We start from the raw sequence: 16848 nt of genomic DNA, 5'->3' as shown, positions 1-16848 counted from the left end.
AGCATGACCGAGACGGTTCTCGATACGGGGACGAGCCCCCGACCCACCCAGCTGCAACGATTCTCCGCCGAGCTCGGCTTTCCCCTCGACCGGTTCCAGGTGGATGCCTGCACAGCCCTGGAGAACGGTCACGGGGTACTGGTCTGTGCCCCCACCGGTGCGGGCAAGACGGTCATCGGCGAATTCGCGGTGCACCTGGCGCTCGCTGCGGGACGTAAGTGCTTCTACACCACCCCGATCAAGGCGCTGAGCAACCAGAAGTTCGCTGAGCTGACCGCACGGTACGGGCGCGACACTGTCGGGCTGCTGACCGGAGATTCGTCGATCAACCCCGACGCGCCCATCGTCATCATGACGACCGAAGTGCTGCGCAACATGCTGTACGCATCCTCGGATGCATTGCGAGGACTCTCGCACGTCGTCATGGACGAGGTGCACTATCTCGCCGACCGTTTCCGTGGGGCGGTGTGGGAAGAAGTCATCCTGCACCTGTCCGACGACGTGCGACTGGTCAGCCTGTCGGCAACGGTGAGCAACGCCGAGGAGTTCGGTGCCTGGATGAGCACGGTTCGCGGTGACACCGCGGTCGTGGTGGACGAGAACCGTCCGGTGCCCCTTTCGCAGCACATCATGGTCGGTCGCCGACTGTTCGATCTGTTCGACACACGAGCCCAGTCGGCCGACGGCAGTCAGAAGATCGTCGTCGACCGTGAACTCGTCCGACACGTCAAACAACGCCAGTCCCTCGACTCGATGGACCGCTGGCACGCGCCGCACAGCAGGGGCCGCGGCGGACGTTCGGGTGGCGGAGGTCGCGGTGGCGGTCAGGGCAGCGGCGCGAACAACAGACCACTGGCCAGACCCGATGTGATCGCCAAACTCGACGAAGAGGGTCTGCTCCCGGCCATCACATTCATCTTCAGCCGTGCCGGCTGCGACGGCGCGCTCACCCAGTGCATGCGTTCGCGGCTGGTGTTGACCACGCCCGAGCAGGCCGAGGAGATCCGGTACATCGTCGAGAAACACACCTCGGAGCTGCCGCGCGAGGACCTCGAAGTCCTGGGCTTCTGGGAGTGGCGCGACGCACTGGAACGGGGATTCGCCGCCCACCACGCCGGGATGTTGCCGGTCTTCCGGCACACCGTCGAGGAATTGTTCGTCAAGGGTCTCGTCCGAGCGGTGTTCGCCACCGAGACCTTGGCTCTCGGGATCAATATGCCGGCCCGAACCGTCGTGCTCGAGAAGTTGGTCAAGTTCAATGGTGAGACACACGCCGAATTGACGCCGGGGGAGTACACCCAGCTGACCGGCCGGGCCGGCCGCCGCGGCATCGACGTCGAAGGGCATGCCGTCGTGCTGTGGCAGCCCGGCACGGAACCGACCGAGGTCGCGGGCCTGGCGTCGACGCGTACGTTCCCACTGCGCAGTTCGTTCGCGCCGGCATACAACATGTCGATCAACCTCATCGAACAGTTCGGTGCGGCCGATTCGCGTCTGCTGCTCGAACGGTCCTTCGCGCAGTTCCAGGCGGACCGCTCCGTCGTCGGGATGGTTCGCGGTATCGAGAAGAACATGCAGACGTTGGAGGCACTCGGTGCACGCCTCGGTGGCCCCGAGGGCGAGTACTTCGAGTATGCGAAGCTCCGCGAACGACTGAAGGATCGGGAGAAGACCCTCGAACGCCAGAGCAGGTCCGATCGGCGGGACAAGGCCGTCGATTCGCTGCGTGCCCTGCGCCGCGGCGACGTGATCTCGGTGCCGACCGGTCGCCGTAGCGGCCTTGCCGTGGTTCTCGAGCCCGATGACGACCGGGCCGATCCGCGTCCGCTGGTGCTGACCGAGGACAAGTGGGCCGGCCGGCTCTCGGCAGCGGACTTCCCATCGCCCGCAACGTCTCTGGGAACGATGCGACTGCCGCGATTCGTCGACCACCGCACCGCGAAGACCCGGCGCGATCTCGCGGCCGCCCTGGTCACCCGCGGAATTTCGCAGCCGTCGGACCGTATCCGACGCAAGTCGACGGCAGCGGACGACAAGGAGCTCGCCACCCTTCGGCGAGCAATCCGCTCGCATCCGGTGCACGCTCGCCCGGACCGCGACGAGCTCGGTCGCACCGGTGAACGCTACAACCGGTTGGCGCGAGAGACCGAGACGATGCGCCAGAAGGTGTCGGCCACGACGAACTCCCTCGCCCGAACGTTCGACCGCATCCTGGCTTTGCTCGCCGACCGCGGTTACGTGACGGCAGGCAAGGATCCGAAGGTCACCGAGGACGGTGCCCGGCTGAGCCGAATCTATTCCGAGTCCGATCTGCTGGTCGCCGAATGCTTGCGCGGCGGCCTGTGGCAGGGGCTTTCTCCGGCAGAGTTGGCGGCGGTGGTCTCGGCGGTGGTCTACGAGTCCAGATCGGAGGGTGACATCACCCCGCACGGACCGACGGGTCCGATTCGGCACGCGCTGACCGAGACCGTCCGGGTGTGGCACGAGCTGCGGTCCGACGAGGTGCGACACAAGCTGCCGCCGACGAGAGAACCCGACATGGGCTTCGTGAAGGCGATCTACAAGTGGGCGTCGAACCATTCGTTGGTCGATGCGCTCGTCACCGCGGGTGACAACGGCAAAGCACTCTCGGGTGGAGACTTCGTGCGCTGGTGTCGGCAGGTGATCGACCTGTTGGACCAGGTTCGGCTCGCGGCCCCGGAGCCGGAACTGTCGCGAACTGCGGCGCGCGCGATCGCGGCCTTGCGCCGCGGCGTGGTCGCCGTAGATGCCGCATGACGGCACCGAATCGGACTGTCGGGTCGGTACAGCAGAGAGTCGTACGGGCGGGTTACTGTACCCCCGACGAATCCGAATTTTCAGTGGAGGCGAGATGAGCGGCCCATACGGTCCGACCGATCCGGACAACAGCTGGTCGCGCACGCCCGATCAGCAGGACGGTGCCGCGAACGACACACCGGACACGCAGCCTGCTCCCTCCGCCGAGTCACAGACTCCGACGCCATCGGCGTGGGGTCAGTACGGACAGCCACAGGCCACGCCGTACGGCGAACCCGGTCAGAGCTACGGGCAGAGCCCGCAACAACCCGGCGGCCAGTACCCTCAGGGTCAATATCCGCAGGGCCAGTACCCCCAAGGTCAGTACCCACCTGCCGGCTATCCGCAGGGGCAGTACCCCTCGGCCCCGAATGCACAGGGCGGCTACCCTCAGGGACAGAACCCCACCGCGCACTACCCCTCCGGTCAGCAGTACGGCGCGCCTGCATCGGGCGATGCGGCGTACCAGAATCCTTACGCACCACAGCAATTCGGTGGTGGGCAATACGGGCCGGGTCCGTACGGCCAGCAACCACAGCAGCCGTGGAGTCCCAACCAGCAGTATCCCAACCAGCAGTATCCGAATCAGCAGTATCCGAATCAGCAGTATCCGAATCAGCAGGGGCCGGGACCGGCCGGGGCTCGATCGAAGAAGCCCCTGATCATCGCGGGTGCCCTGGTCGCAGTGCTCGCCGTGATCGCTGTGGTGTCGTTCTTCGCTTTCGGTCGAACGACCACCCTCGATACTGCGGCGGCCGAGGAGGGTGTTCGCACGGTCGTCACCGAGTCCTACGGTGCGTCCGACGTCTCCGGTGTGTCCTGTCCCCAGGACATCGAGGTCGTGGCCCAGACCAGTGTCGAGTGCACCCTGACTGTCGACGGTGCGTTCAAGACCGTGACTCTGACCTTCCTCGACGACGACGCCAACTACGAAGTCTCCCTGCCCCAGTAGACCCGATCAGGTCGCACGATCAGGTCGTCGACGCCGTGGCCGCCATCGCGGCGACGAGGCGTGCCACGGCGTTCTCGATGCCGAGAGTCTCGGCGAGCGAGTTCAGTACATCGACGTCGGCGGGCTCGGCGGGAATTTCGTCGGACTTCGACAGGACGACATCGGCGTCGGTGACGACTCGGACAACCGGCAGCGCCGCGTCCAGGTAGTCGCTCGCATTGGCCAGTTTCGCCCGGATGCCCTTGGCCATGTCCGACGACGGGTCGAGTGCAGCAGCGCGCAACGCTTCCACGGATTCGTACTGCATCATCAGCGTCGACGCTGTCTTCTCCCCGATGCCCTTCACTCCGGGCAGACCGTCCGACGCATCGCCGCGCAGCAAGGCGAGTTCCGCGTACGCCGCACCCGCACGGTGGAGCGGCACCCCGTAACGCTCGGAAACCATTGCGGGATCGAACAGTTCGGCTTTCGCCAGGCCGCGTCCCACGTACAGAACGCGCACCTCGTTCGGCTCGTCGGCGGCAACTTGAAGCAGGTCTCTGTCTCCGCTGACCACGACCACGGGGTCCTGCCGCTCGCGCGCGGCCAAGGTTCCCAGTACGTCGTCGGCTTCGAGACCGTCTGCGCCTGCGGTCGCGATCCCCAACGCGGCGAGCACATCCATGATCATGTCCACCTGTGGTGTCAGCGTTTCCGGCACCTCTTCGCTCTCGGCGACCTCCGGCGCGGCTTCGGCAACACGATGCGCCTTGTAGGACGGCACGAGGTCGACGCGGAACTGTGGCCGCCAGTCCAGATCGAGACACACTGCAAGTCGGCCGGGTTCGGTGCGCGCAATCAATGCCGAGATCATGTCGAGGAAGCCGCGCACGGCATTGACGGGTCGCCCGTCGGGGGCCGTAATCGACTCGGGCAGTGCGTAGTAGGCCCTGAACCACAGGCTCGCACCGTCGAGGAGCAGCAACGGAGACTTTCCGGGGGCGGTCATGGGGCTCATCTTGCCGTACGGCATTAGCCTGAAGGTATGAGTGTCGATTCTTCGGTCAGTTCCTCACGTTTCTCCAGCGATGTATACGCGTCCAGGCTCGCCCGCGCGGCTCGCCTGACGTCGGATGCAGGCCTGGATGCCCTGCTGATCACCCCGGGGCCGGATCTGCAGTACCTGATCGGGTCCAAGGCCAGCTCGTTCGAGCGGCTCATCGCGCTGGTCGTTCCGGCGGACGGTAGCACCCCCACGGTCGTCGTTCCGCGGCTCGAGCTCGCCGCACTGGGCGACTCCGCAGCGCAGGAACTGTCTCTGACTCTCGTCGACTGGGTCGACGGTGTGAATCCGTACGCACTGGTGGCAGCAGCGGTTCCCGGCGGAACGAGAACAGCCGTTGCCGACGCCATGCCCGCCCTGCATTTCGTGCCGCTGGCCGGTGTCTTCGGCACGGTCCCGGTTCTGGCCACCGACGTGCTTCGCGAACTCCGAATGGTCAAGGATGCGGCCGAGATCGACGCGTTGCGGCGAGCCGGGTATGCCATCGATCGCGTGCACGCCCGGATGGGCGAATGGCTTCGGGTGGGCCGAACGGAAGCGCAGATCGCCGCGGACATCGCTGCCGCGATCGTCGAAGAAGGCCACACGGCACCGGAATTCATCATCGTCGGTTCCGGGCCCCACGGTGCCGATCCACACCACGAGGTATCCGATCGAGTCGTCGAGGCAGGAGACATCGTGGTGATCGACATCGGCGGACCCGTCGCACCGGGATACAACTCCGACTCGACCCGCACCTACAGTCTCGGCGAACCGTCGGCGGAGATCGCCGAGCAGTACGCGGTACTCGAGCGGGCGCAGCAGGCGGCTGTCGACGCGGTGGTGCCCGGTGTCACGGCGCAGTCCATCGACGCGGCGGCTCGCGACGTCCTGGTCGACGCCGGTCTCGGCGAGGCGTTCCTGCACCGCACCGGTCACGGGATCGGCCTGTCGGTGCACGAGGAGCCGTACATCGTTGCGGGCAACGACATCACGCTGACCGAGGGGATGGCGTTCAGCATCGAGCCGGGAATCTATTTCCGCGGGCAGTGGGGTGCACGCATCGAGGACATCGTCGTGGTCACCGCAGACGGGTGCGAGTCGGTCAACCTCAGGCCTCACGCTCTGGCCGTCCTGCCGGTGTGACGCGTCCGGGCGAGGACGAGTTCGTCTCGGTCGTCAGGTCCAATCCGGCCGTCGCCGAAATACTGGGGCGCGCGCCGCAACTCGGGCTTCCCGGGTGGTATCTGACGGCAGGTGGCCTCTTCCAGACGGTCTGGAACCACCTGGCCGGCCGGGACCTTCGTGCCGGCATTCGGGACTACGACTTCTTCTACTTCGACGACTCCGACCTGTCCTACGACGCGGAGAACGAGGTGATCGAGCGCGCGGCCTCGGTGTTCGACGACCTCGGGGTGGACGTCGAAGTGCGCAACGAGGCGCGCGTACACCTGTGGTACGAAAAACATTTCGGCACTCCGATCGCGCCGTACCGAAGTACCGAGGATGCGATCGATCACTTCGTGTCCACCACGTGCTGCTTCGGCATCACCACCGACCATGGCGGAACCGATGTCGTGTACGCACCGCACGGATTCGACGATCTCTTCGGGGGAATCGTGCGGCCGAACCCGCGCCTGCCGATGCGACACGTGTACGAGGCCAAGGCTGCCCGGTGGACGACGGAGTGGCCGAACCTGACGGTTCTGCCGTGGCCGATGGAGCCGACGACGCGCTAGCGGTTCAGCAGAGAACGGCTACCCAATACACGCTGCACCTGTATCTCGATGACGACTCGGGTGGGGTTCTCTCTGGGTACGCGGTAGCGCTGCGCATAGCGGTTCTCCGCATCGACGACCGATTCACGGTCGTGTCGGACCGACGCGGGCCCTTCCAACGTCAGCCAGCGGGCACCGTCGATCTGAGTGACGGCGGCGTAGGCACCGCGGCCGGCGTTGATCGCCTTCTGCGACACGTTGTTGGTGATGACCCGAGCACACCGGGCCTCGGCGTCGTAGGTGAAGCCGACGGCGACGACGTGCGGGGTTCCGTCGGGTCGCAGTGTCGTCAGAGTGGCGAGGTGCCGCTCGGCAAGGAACTCGAATGCGTCGTCGGCGAGGGCAGTCGCGTCTGCGGGGATGGCGGCCATGCCCCGACTGTAGTGAATGCGATTTCATCGGCAAGACTGGTCGTCGTGAGCAGACGAGCAGAACCCGCGGCCGGAACGCTGTTGCTGTTGGGCGGGCGCAGCGAGATCGGACTCGAGGTCGCCACCCGACTCGCTTCGGGGCGAACCGTCGTACTGGCAGCTCGGCGCAGTACCGACCTCGATGCTCAGCAACGACGAGTGGAGCAGGCAGGCGCGGACGCCGTTCACACCGTCGAGTTCGACGCGAACGAGATGGACACTCACGCCGAGCTGCTGAGCCGGGTGGCCGAGCGATACGGCCCGATCGGGATCGTGGTGCTGGCGTTCGGGATCCTCGGGGATCAAGCACGCGCCGAGGACGACGCGCAGCACGCTCTCGACGTCATCACCACCGACTTCCTGGCTCAGGTTTCGGTGCTGACGCACGCATCGAAGATCCTCCGAGCACAGGGGAGTGGCGACCTGGTCGTGTTCTCGTCGGTCGCGGGGGTTCGAGTGCGACGCGCCAACTACGTGTACGGATCCGCGAAGGCCGGTCTCGACGGCTTCACCAGCGGACTGAGCGACGCACTGCACGGTAGCGGGGTGCACCTCCTGCTCGTTCGTCCCGGATTCGTCATCGGTTCGATGACCGAGGGGATGACCCCGGCACCCATGTCGAGTACGCCGGATCAGGTGGCCGACGGCGTCGTCGCTGCGCTGCGCACGCGTCGGGCCACCGTGTGGATCCCCGGCAGGCTGCGACCGGTGTTCTTCGCCATGCGTCTACTGCCGCAGTGGCTCTGGCGCAGGATGCCGCGCTGATGGTGGCACCCGTGCCCACTCCGATCGTGGTCGTGGGAATCGGTGCGGACGGCTGGGACGGACTGCCTCTCGCGTCGCGCAGGGCCGTCGAGCAAGCAGATGTGGTGTTCGGCTCCGCGCGCCAGGTCGCTGGAGTACAGGAGCATTGCAGCGAGACCAGGACATGGCCCAGTCCGTTGGTGCCGAATCTGCGGCCGATGATCGACGCCTGCACGGGTTCTCGCGTGTGCGTGCTGGCCAGCGGCGATCCGATGTTCCACGGCATCGGGGTGACGTTGGCGCGGGAGTTCGGTGCCGATCGCTTGCGGATGTACCCGGCCCCGTCTTCGGTGTCGTTGGCATGCGCTCGCTTGGGCTGGGCGCTCCACCACACCACGACGGTGTCGCTGGTGAACAGCCCGGCCGAGACGGTGTTGCCCGAGTTGGCCGACGGTCGTCGGATACTGGTGTTGAGCCGGGGCAGCAGCACTCCTGGTGAGATCGCGCTGGTGTTGTCCGCCAACGGTTTCGGCGCGAGCGAGATGACGGTCCTCGAGCAGCTCGGCGGACCGGCCGAGCGGGTCGCCCGCGGGATCGCCGGAGAGTCGACGTTCGAAGGCGTCGATCCACTCAATGTCGTTGCACTGCTGTGCGTCCGAGATCCCGACGCTGCCCGCCACACCCGCATTCCCGGCCTGGCCGATTCCGCGTACACGGGAGACGGTCAGATGACCAAGCGGGAGGTTCGCGCACTGACGCTCAGCGCGTTGGCACCGGTGCCAGGAGAGCTGTTGTGGGACATCGGGGGCGGATCGGGAACCATTGCCATCGAATGGATGCGGACCGACGAATCCTGTCGTGCAGTGACGTTCGAGAGTTCGCAGGTGCGCCGTGAGCAGATCGAGACCAATGCACGGCTTCTGGGAGTTCCGAGCCTCGTCGTCCACGGCGGCGCTCCGGAAAGTTTCGCGGCGGTCTCGGACGCCGTACCCGATGCAGTGTTCATCGGTGGCGGGTTGACCGGTGCCGACATGCTCGAGGCCTGCTGGGATGCGGTGCGCACCGGCGGGCGAGTGGTCGCGAATTCGGTGACGGCCGAATCGGATTCGTTGTTGCTGACCGCCGCGGCGAAGTACGGCGGCGAGCTCCGCAGGTTCCAGATCTACCGCGGTGAACCGCTGGGCGCGTTCACGACGTGGAGACCGCAGCTGCCGGTCACACAATGGAGTGCGACCAAACGGTGAAGGTCCTGATTCTCGGTGGTACGACGGAGTCGAGGGCACTCGCGGCCGCTCTGGACACGGTGCAGGGGATCGAGACGATCACCTCGCTAGCCGGCCGGGTCGCCGAGCCGATGTTGCCCGTCGGCGAGACTCGAATCGGCGGATTCGGAGGTCCGGATGCCCTTGCAGTGTGGCTGCGAGACAACGCAATCGACGTGGTGGTGGACGCGACGCACCCGTTCGCCTCCACCATCGCCGCACACGCCGAGCAGGCCACTCAGGCAACGTCGGTCGCGCTCCTGGTGCTGACGCGGCCACCGTGGACCGCGGGCGAGGGTGATCGATGGACCTCGGTTGCCTCACTGCCCGACGCGGCGTCGGCGATCACCCCCGGCAGCCGGGTGTTCCTCACGACAGGCAGGCAGGGTGTTCACCATTTCGCGAGTGTCGATCACTCGTGGTTTCTGGTCCGGGCGATCGACCCTCCGACCGGTGCGGTGCCGCCGCACATGACGCTGCAACTGAGCCGTGGCCCCTTCGACGTCGACCACGAGTCGATGATGCTGGCAGACAACCGAATCGACCTGCTGATCACCAAGAACAGCGGCGGCGACATGACGCGAGCCAAGCTCGATGCCGCCCGAGCGGCATCGATTCCGGTTCTCATGGTCGACCGTCCCACGCGAACCGGCTCGGCACCGACGGTGTTCGACGTCGCAGCCGCCGTGGACCGGTTGACGGATCGCTAAGAACTGCCTGCCGACGGATAACGCCTGGAGGTGAACACCTTCGGCCCGCTTCCCGTCTCGACCACCGTCGTCATCGACGATCCGATGATGAGCAGGCATCGCATGTCGATCGACTCGGGGTCGAGTTCGCCCAGCGCCACGGTGCGAACGGATTCCTGCGGGCTGCCCACCGCGCGTCCGATGACCACGGGGGTCTGTGGCGAACGATGCTCGAGCAGAATCTCTTTCGTTGCGGCAACCTGCCAGGTCCGCGACTTCGACGCGGGGTTGTAGATCGCGATCGCCATATCGGCTCCGGCGACCGCCGAGAGCCGCGCTGCCACGACGTTCCAGGGCTTGAGGCGGTCGGACAGAGAGATGACGGCGTAGTCGTGTCCGAGCGGTGCGCCCACCCGACTGGCGACGGCGTTGGCTGCCGTCATCCCGGGCACCACCCGCACCGGGACCGAGCTCCACTGCTCCTCGGCCGCGACCTCGATGACCGCGGTTGCCATCGCGAACACACCAGGATCGCCCGAGGAGACCACGGCGACGCGGCGACCCTGTTTGGCGAGATCGAGAGCGAACGCCGCACGTTCCGACTCGACCTTGTTGTCGCTCGCGTGCCGGATCTGACCGGGGCGCTGCGGTACCCGATCGATGTAGGTGACATAGCCGACCAGATCGGTGGCGGCGGCGAGTTCGGCGCGCACTTCGTCGGTCGTCCATGCGTCGTCGCCTGGTCCGAGGCCGACGACCACCACTTCACCGGCGCAAGTTGGTGTTTGGGTTCGATTGGAGGGGCTCGGTACGACGATCATCGAGAAGTAGGGAACGTTGTCTGCGTCGACGGCGTCGAGCACCCGCTGCTCGGGTGTGCTGGCCCGTTCCACGTAGCGCGCTTCACTCAGCCGGCCGGAACGCTCCAGGGCCTCGAGCACCGTCGGGTAGGTCCGGCCCAGTTTCATGATGACGGCCGCGTCGGTGCCGCGCAGTCGGCGCGTGAGTTCGTCTGCCGGCAGTGTGCCGGGAAGCACGGTGAACACTTCGTCTCGCTCCACGAGCGGAGTTGCCAGCGCGGCCGAGGCGGCACTGACCGACGTCACGCCGGGCACGACCTCGACCTCGAACCGGTCGGCCAACCGTTTGTGCATGTGCATGTAGGAGCTGTAGAACAGCGGATCGCCCTCGGCGAGAAGTACTACGGAGCGCCCCGCGTCCAGATGGGTAGCCAGCCGTGCGGCAGCGGACTCGTAGAACTCGTCGATCGCACCCTGATATCCGCCGGGGTGCGCCGTGGCCTCGGTGGTCACCGGGTAGACCAGATGTTCCTCGAGCTGCCCGCTCCGCATGTACCCGGCCGCCAGTCCGCGGGAGATGCTGCGACCGTGCTGTGCACTGTGGAAAGCAACCACATCGGCCTCGGCGATCACGCGAGCGGCCTTGACGGTCAACAACTCCGGATCGCCGGGACCGACTCCGACTCCCCACAGTTTTCCGGTGCCGGTCATTCTTGTTCGCTCGCAATGGCATTGACGGCGGCGACGGTGATGGGGCTGCCACCACGCCTACCGCGAACCACCAGGTACTCGACGCCGAGGCCCGCGGCGATCAGATCTTCCTTCGACTCCGCCGCCCCGATGAATCCGACCGGGCCGCCGACGATCGCTGCGGGTTTCGGTGCCCCTGCCTCCAGCATCTCCATCAGGTGGAACAGAGCGGTCGGAGCGTTTCCGATGGCGACGACGGCACCGCCGAGCTTGTCGCCCCACAACTCCAGGGCGGCAGCGGTTCTCGTGGTGTTCATACTTCGAGCCAAATCCGGTACCCGAGGATCGGACAGGGTGCACAGCACCTCGTTGTCGGCCGGAAGACGGCGACGAGTGATGCCGGCGGCGACCATGTTGGCGTCGCACAGAATCGGCGCGCCCGAGTTCAGTGCCGCGCGAGCGGAGGTCACGACTGCTGGGGTGTAGCCGATGGTCTCGGTCAGATCGATCTCTCCGACCGCGTGAATCATGCGCACGACGACCTGTGCGACGTCCGGTGCGAATCGAGACAGATCTGCTTCGGCTCGGATGGTCGCGAACGATTGTCGGTAGATCTCCGCGCCGTCGCGGACGTAGTCGTGCATGCGTGTCACGATAGGGGAGAGGGGCCCCTCAGCCGGAAGCCGGTCTGGGTCCCCTCACTCGACGCGGTAGCCGATTCCCGTTGCGATGACGTCGGTCACTTCGCCCTTGGGTCGTCCGCAACGCCGTTCGCACCCGGACCAGTGTTGCCGTTCGTCGCGCGGGGTCATCCGGGCATCGACCGCGGCGGAGAGGTCGGCTCGTACGTCGGCCAACGACTTCTCGCACCCCGGCGATCCGGTACATGCGCTCACTCGAATCCACGGCGATGCCGCGTCGAAGATCAGTCCCATCGGGGCGAGCACGCGGACGACCTGTTCGGCCGGTTCCTCGTCCAGATCACACACGATCAGCGATCGCCACGGGGTCATGATCAGCGGGCGGTCGATCGCCGCGAGGAACTCCGCGAGCCGCGCTCCGAGAACACCGTTGGCCAGTCCCGCCGCCTGCGCGACCAGGCCGTCGTCCTGATCGAGCCAACCGATCGGTGGCACCTCCACGGGTGCGGGCATCGGCAGGACAGGGCCGGCCGCGAGACCGAGTCGGTCGAGGATCCGGGCCGGGCCGTCGTCCATTTCGGCTACCCGCCACTGGGACTGCCGAAGTTCCACGAAGGCACCCGCGCAGTTCAGCAGCATCGACACGACACTGTCGCGGTCCACGCGCACGCCACTGTCCCGGCCTGCCAACAGCAGTGCGTACGACCCGTCGGACTGGGCGTAGGCACCGAAATCCGGTTCGAGTCCGCACAGGTCGCCCCGACCGTCGTCTAGCGCGAACAGCGTTCTACCCGGCAGGTCTGCCAGATCGGGTCGTGCACACAGGCCCTCGTCCAGCGCACCGACCAGCGCGCGCACGTCGGTGAGACCTCCCACCCGCCCCGAGAGGGGAGAGGCGAGGATGTTGCGTACACGCTCGTGCGTCGAGGACGGAAGCAGCCCGGCGTCGGCCAACCTGCTCGCCAAGTCGTCCAGGTCCGACACCGCCCGCACCTGGATATTGCCCCGCGAGGTCAGCTCCAACGTGCCGTCGCCCAGCTCGGCAGCGGCCTGCGCCAACACCTGCATCTGCCCCGGCAACACGACGCCACCCGGCAGCCGGATTCGTGCCAGCGGCCCGTCCGCCGCCAGATGGGTCGTCAGTGCTCCCGGGCAGCCGTCGGGCACCGACCTCTCTGGCGAACTCATGGTCACCAGGCTACAAGCGCAACGGGTGGCCCGATTCCCCGCTCGCCCCGGTAGCATTCGATGTCCACGGCTCCGGCCGAGAGGAAACCGGCGAGAATCCGGTACGGTCGCGCCACTGTGACGGCCTTCGATCCTTCGGGTCGGGGCTGGAGTCAGACCCTCTCTCCGACGAGTCGAAGAGCAGTTTTCACCGATCATTCGAACCACCGAAGTCAGGGGCGCGAAACCCCCGAGGAGGGCGTTACCCGTGTTCTTGTTGCTGTCCACGTCGGACACCGATCTGCTGAGCGCCCGCGCGAGCGGAGGAGACTTCACCTGGGGTAACCCTTCCCGACTGCTCGCCGCGGACATTCCGGCGATGGCCGAGTCGGCCGAGTTGATCATCGTGCGCATCCTGGGGTCGAGGCGATCGTGGGAGTCGGGCATCGACGCGGTTCTGGCCACCGGACTGCCGGTCGTCGTGCTCGGCGGTGAACAGGCACCCGACGCCGATCTGATGGAGATCTCGACGGTGCCTGCCAACGTCGCGGCGCAGGCACACAACTATCTGGCCGAGGGCGGATCGGACAATCTTCGTCAGCTGTACAACTTTCTCTCCGACACGGTGCTGCTGACCGGGCACGGTTTCGATGCACCACGGCACCTGCCGACGTGGGGCCACCTCGAACGAACCTCAGCTCCGCAGTCCGCGGGGCCGACGGTCGCGATCCTGTACTACCGCGCCCAGCATCTGGCCGGAAACACCACGTACATCGATGCTCTCGCCACGGCTGTGGAGAACGCTGGGGCCACCGCGCTTCCGATCTACTGCGCCTCCCTTCGCACCGCGGAAGCCGATCTGCTCGAGACCCTGAAGTCGGCGGACGCCCTGATCGTGACCGTGCTCGCGGCCGGTGGCACCAAACCTGCCGGCGCGTCTGCCGGCGGCGACGACGAAGCCTGGGACGTCGCCGAACTCGCCGCGCTCGATGTGCCGATTCTGCAAGGACTGTGCCTGACGAGTTCTCGCGCGACGTGGGCCGAGAACGACGACGGACTCTCCCCTCTGGACGTCGCCACGCAGGTCGCCGTTCCGGAGTTCGACGGCCGCCTCATCACGGTCCCGTTCTCGTTCAAGGAGATCGACGACGACGGCTTGACCACATACGTGCCGGACCACGAGCGGGCCGCTCGAGTAGCAGGCATCGCAGTACGGCACGCGCGGCTGCGGCACATTCCGGCCGCCGATCGCCGTATCGCCCTGATGTTCTCGGCCTATCCCACCAAGCATGCGCGGATCGGTAACGCCGTCGGCCTCGACACTCCGGCCAGCGCAATCGCGTTGATGTCCGAAATGCGCACCGCCGGCTACGACCTCGGTCCGCTCGACGGCCCGGATTCGGTGCCGGGTCTGGCTGCCCGCGACGGTGACGCCCTCATCCATGCGCTGATCGCCCGCGGCGGCCAGGATCCCAACTGGCTCACCGATGCCCAGCTCGAGGGCAATCCCATTCGTATCTCGGCCGCGCAGTACGGCCGGTGGTTCGAGAAGCTTCCCGCGGATCTGCGCGACGGCGTCGTCGAGCACTGGGGCCCGGCACCGGGCGATCTCTACGTTGATCGGTCTGCCGATCCGGACGGTGAGATCGTCATCGCAGCAATGCAATTCGGCAACGTGGTGATCATGGTGCAACCGCCGCGCGGATTCGGCGAGAAGCCGGTTGCGATCTATCACGACCCGGACCTGCCGCCGAGCCATCACTATCTGGCGGCCTACCGGTGGATCTCGGCCACGCAGGCCGACGGCGGCTTCGGTGCGGACGCCATGGTGCACCTGGGCAAGCACGGCAACCTGGAATGGCTGCCGGGCAAGACACTCGGTATGTCCGCTTCCTGCGGAACCGACGCGGCTCTGGGAGATCTGCCGTTGATCTACCCGTTCCTGGTCAACGATCCGGGGGAGGGCACGCAGGCCAAGCGTCGAGCGCACGCCACCCTCGTCGATCACCTGATTCCGCCGATGGCGCGCGCGGAGAGCTACGGCGACATCTCCCGCCTCGAGCAACTGCTCGACGAGCACGCGAACATCTCGGCCCTCGACCCGGCCAAGCTGCCCGCCATCCGCCAGCAGATCTGGACCCTGATGACAGCGGCGCAGATGCACAAGGACCTCGGACTCGAGGAGCGCCCCGACGAAGAAGTGTTCGACGACATGCTGCTGAACGTCGACGGGTGGCTGTGCGAGATCAAGGACGTACAGATCCGCGACGGACTGCACATCCTGGGCCAGGAACCCGTCGGAGACGCCGAGGTCGAACTGGTGCTCGCGATGCTCCGAGCTCGGCAGATGTGGGGTGGAGAGCAGACGGTCCCCGGTCTGCGAGAAGCACTGGGGCTCAGCGAGGACGGCGACGAGGACCGGACCCGCGTCGACAGCATCGAGGCCGTGGCCCACGGGTTGGTCGCGGCGATGCAGGCAGCGCAGTGGGATCCCGCAGCTGCCGCACGGGTCGCGGGCGAGCACGGCGGCGTGGTCACCCAGATTCTCGAGTTCGCCGCAGCCGAGGTCGTTCCGCGTCTGCGCGGGACCTCACGCGAGATCGCCCAGGTACTGCACGCTCTCGACGGCGGGTTCATCGCGGCCGGGCCGAGCGGTTCCCCGCTGCGCGGGCTGATCAACGTTCTCCCCACCGGCCGCAACTTCTACTCCGTCGACCCGAAGGCCGTGCCCTCTAAGTTGGCATGGGAGACCGGGCAGGCGATGGCGGAATCACTTCTCGCTCGCTACCGCCAGGATCACGGCGAGTGGCCGAAATCCGTCGGACTGTCGGTGTGGGGAACCTCGGCCATGCGCACCTCCGGCGACGACATCGCAGAAGTATTCGCCTTGCTGGGGGTCTCGCCGGTGTGGGACGAGGCATCGCGCAGGGTGACGCGGCTCGAGGTGATCGACCTCGTCGAGCTCGGCCGTCCCCGCATCGACGTGACGGTCCGGATCAGCGGCTTCTTCCGCGACGCGTTTCCCCACGTTCTCGCATTGCTCGACGATGCGGTCCGGATGGTCGCCGCGTTGGACGAGCCGGCCGAGCAGAACTACGTGCGAGCCCATGCGCAGGCCGATCTGGCCGAGCACGGCGACGAACGACGTTCCACGACGCGCATTTTCGGATCGAAGCCGGGCACCTACGGTGCCGGATTGCTCCAGCTGATCGACAGCAAGACCTGGCGCAGCGACGACGACCTGGCGCAGGTCTACACCACCTGGGGTGGCTTCGCGTACGGCCGCGGTCTCGACGGCGTACCGGCCTCGGACGACATGCGCACCGCCTACAAGCGCATTGACGTCGCCGCCAAGAACACCGACACGCGTGAGCACGACATCGCCGATTCCGACGACTACTTCCAGTACCACGGCGGCATGGTCGCGACCGTGCGCGCGTTGACCGGAAAGTCGCCCGAGGCGTACATCGGTGACAGCACACGGCCGGAATCGGTTCGTACGCGCACACTGTCGGAGGAAACCGCACGAGTCTTCCGCGCCCGGGTGGTGAACCCCAAGTGGCTCGACGCCATGCGCAGGCACGGCTACAAGGGCGCGTTCGAGATGGCGGCGACCGTGGACTACCTGTTCGGCTACGACGCGACGACCGACGTGGTCCAGGACTGGATGTACGAGAAGCTGGCCGAGACGTACGTGCTCGACGAGCAGAACAAGAAGTTCATGCAACAGTCCAATCCATGGGCCCTGCACGGTATCGCGGAGCGACTGCTCGAGGCCGCGGAGCGAAAGATGTGGGCCGAGCCGAACAAGCAGGTTCTCGACGGCTTGCGCCAGGTGTATCTGGAAACCGAGGGCGAGCTCGAAGGGGAGTAGCGA

Annotated in this window: 13 protein-coding genes; 8 read left to right on the top strand and 5 right to left on the bottom strand. The window is 66.6% G+C overall.

Going from position 1 to position 16848, the window contains the following annotated elements:
- Positions 1-3: 3 nt before the first annotated feature.
- Together QM590_RS05450 and QM590_RS05445 are read left to right on the top strand one after the other, a co-directional pair.
- Positions 4-2778 carry a DEAD/DEAH box helicase gene (locus tag QM590_RS05450; RefSeq protein ID WP_094641811.1) on the top strand — a complete coding sequence of 925 codons (2775 nt, stop codon included), beginning with the start codon at positions 4-6 and terminating at the stop codon, positions 2776-2778.
- A gap of 94 nt (positions 2779-2872) precedes the next feature.
- Positions 2873-3769: a DUF4333 domain-containing protein gene (locus QM590_RS05445; protein WP_269594107.1), complete on the top strand. Its 897-nt coding sequence runs from the start codon at positions 2873-2875 to the stop codon at positions 3767-3769.
- 19 nt (positions 3770-3788) lie between these two features.
- On the opposite strand, the gene QM590_RS05440 is transcribed toward QM590_RS05445, so the two are convergent.
- Positions 3789-4766, bottom strand: coding sequence for a 5'-3' exonuclease (locus tag QM590_RS05440; RefSeq protein WP_269594225.1), 978 nt, complete (start codon positions 4764-4766; stop codon positions 3789-3791).
- Positions 4767-4793: 27 nt separating this feature from the next.
- Here QM590_RS05440 and QM590_RS05435 point away from each other — a divergent pair, with 27 nt between their 5' ends.
- Both QM590_RS05435 and QM590_RS05430 read left to right on the top strand, forming a co-directional pair.
- Complete coding sequence (locus tag QM590_RS05435; RefSeq protein ID WP_269594106.1) at positions 4794-5936, top strand: M24 family metallopeptidase; 1143 nt, start codon at positions 4794-4796, stop codon at positions 5934-5936.
- Entirely contained in the window at positions 5933-6529 is a 597-nt protein-coding gene (locus QM590_RS05430) for a nucleotidyltransferase family protein (RefSeq protein WP_269594105.1), read from the top strand. Before QM590_RS05435 ends, QM590_RS05430 begins: the two co-directional genes overlap by 4 nt.
- Here QM590_RS05430 and QM590_RS05425 read toward each other — a convergent pair.
- On the bottom strand, positions 6526-6939 hold the full coding sequence (locus QM590_RS05425) for a TIGR03618 family F420-dependent PPOX class oxidoreductase (RefSeq protein ID WP_269594104.1): 414 nt from the start codon (positions 6937-6939) through the stop codon (positions 6526-6528). The genes QM590_RS05430 and QM590_RS05425 overlap by 4 nt on opposite strands.
- A 45-nt stretch (positions 6940-6984) precedes the next feature.
- On the opposite strand from QM590_RS05425, the gene dprE2 reads away from it, so the two are divergent.
- From dprE2 to QM590_RS05410, 3 genes are read left to right on the top strand one after another with little or no spacing between them, the layout of a single operon-like run.
- Positions 6985-7743 carry a decaprenylphospho-beta-D-erythro-pentofuranosid-2-ulose 2-reductase gene (gene dprE2, locus QM590_RS05420; RefSeq protein ID WP_269594103.1) on the top strand — a complete coding sequence of 253 codons (759 nt, stop codon included), beginning with the start codon at positions 6985-6987 and terminating at the stop codon, positions 7741-7743.
- Entirely contained in the window at positions 7743-8966 is a 1224-nt protein-coding gene (gene cbiE, locus QM590_RS05415) for a precorrin-6y C5,15-methyltransferase (decarboxylating) subunit CbiE (RefSeq protein WP_269594224.1), read from the top strand. The genes dprE2 and cbiE overlap by 1 nt, the downstream gene beginning before the upstream one ends.
- Complete coding sequence (locus QM590_RS05410) at positions 8945-9694, top strand: cobalt-precorrin-6A reductase (protein ID WP_411741284.1); 750 nt, start codon at positions 8945-8947, stop codon at positions 9692-9694. The genes cbiE and QM590_RS05410 overlap by 22 nt, the downstream gene beginning before the upstream one ends.
- Here QM590_RS05410 and cobJ read toward each other — a convergent pair.
- Genes cobJ through cobG form a run of 3 tightly spaced genes read right to left on the bottom strand, consistent with a single transcriptional unit; the run spans position 9691 to position 12992 of the window.
- Entirely contained in the window at positions 9691-11184 is a 1494-nt protein-coding gene (cobJ, locus tag QM590_RS05405) for a precorrin-3B C(17)-methyltransferase (RefSeq protein WP_094688651.1), read from the bottom strand. The genes QM590_RS05410 and cobJ overlap by 4 nt on opposite strands.
- Positions 11181-11807 carry a precorrin-8X methylmutase gene (locus QM590_RS05400; protein WP_068050694.1) on the bottom strand — a complete coding sequence of 209 codons (627 nt, stop codon included), beginning with the start codon at positions 11805-11807 and terminating at the stop codon, positions 11181-11183. Before QM590_RS05400 ends, cobJ begins: the two co-directional genes overlap by 4 nt.
- 54 nt (positions 11808-11861) lie before the next feature.
- A complete protein-coding gene (cobG, locus tag QM590_RS05395) occupies positions 11862-12992 on the bottom strand; it encodes a precorrin-3B synthase (protein WP_269594101.1) in 1131 nt (376 codons plus the stop codon).
- 247 nt (positions 12993-13239) lie between these two features.
- On the opposite strand from cobG, the gene cobN reads away from it, so the two are divergent.
- Positions 13240-16845, top strand: a complete 3606-nt coding sequence (gene cobN, locus QM590_RS05390) for a cobaltochelatase subunit CobN (protein ID WP_269594100.1) — start codon at positions 13240-13242, stop codon at positions 16843-16845.
- The last annotated feature ends 3 nt before the right edge of the window (positions 16846-16848 follow it).

The sequence above is a fragment of the Rhodococcus sp. IEGM 1372 genome (genome assembly GCF_030056835.1).
In the GTDB taxonomy this organism is placed as follows: Bacteria; Actinomycetota; Actinomycetes; order Mycobacteriales; family Mycobacteriaceae; genus Rhodococcoides.
Note: the sequence above shows the minus strand (reverse complement) of the source record. Positions and strands in the feature narration are given on the sequence as shown.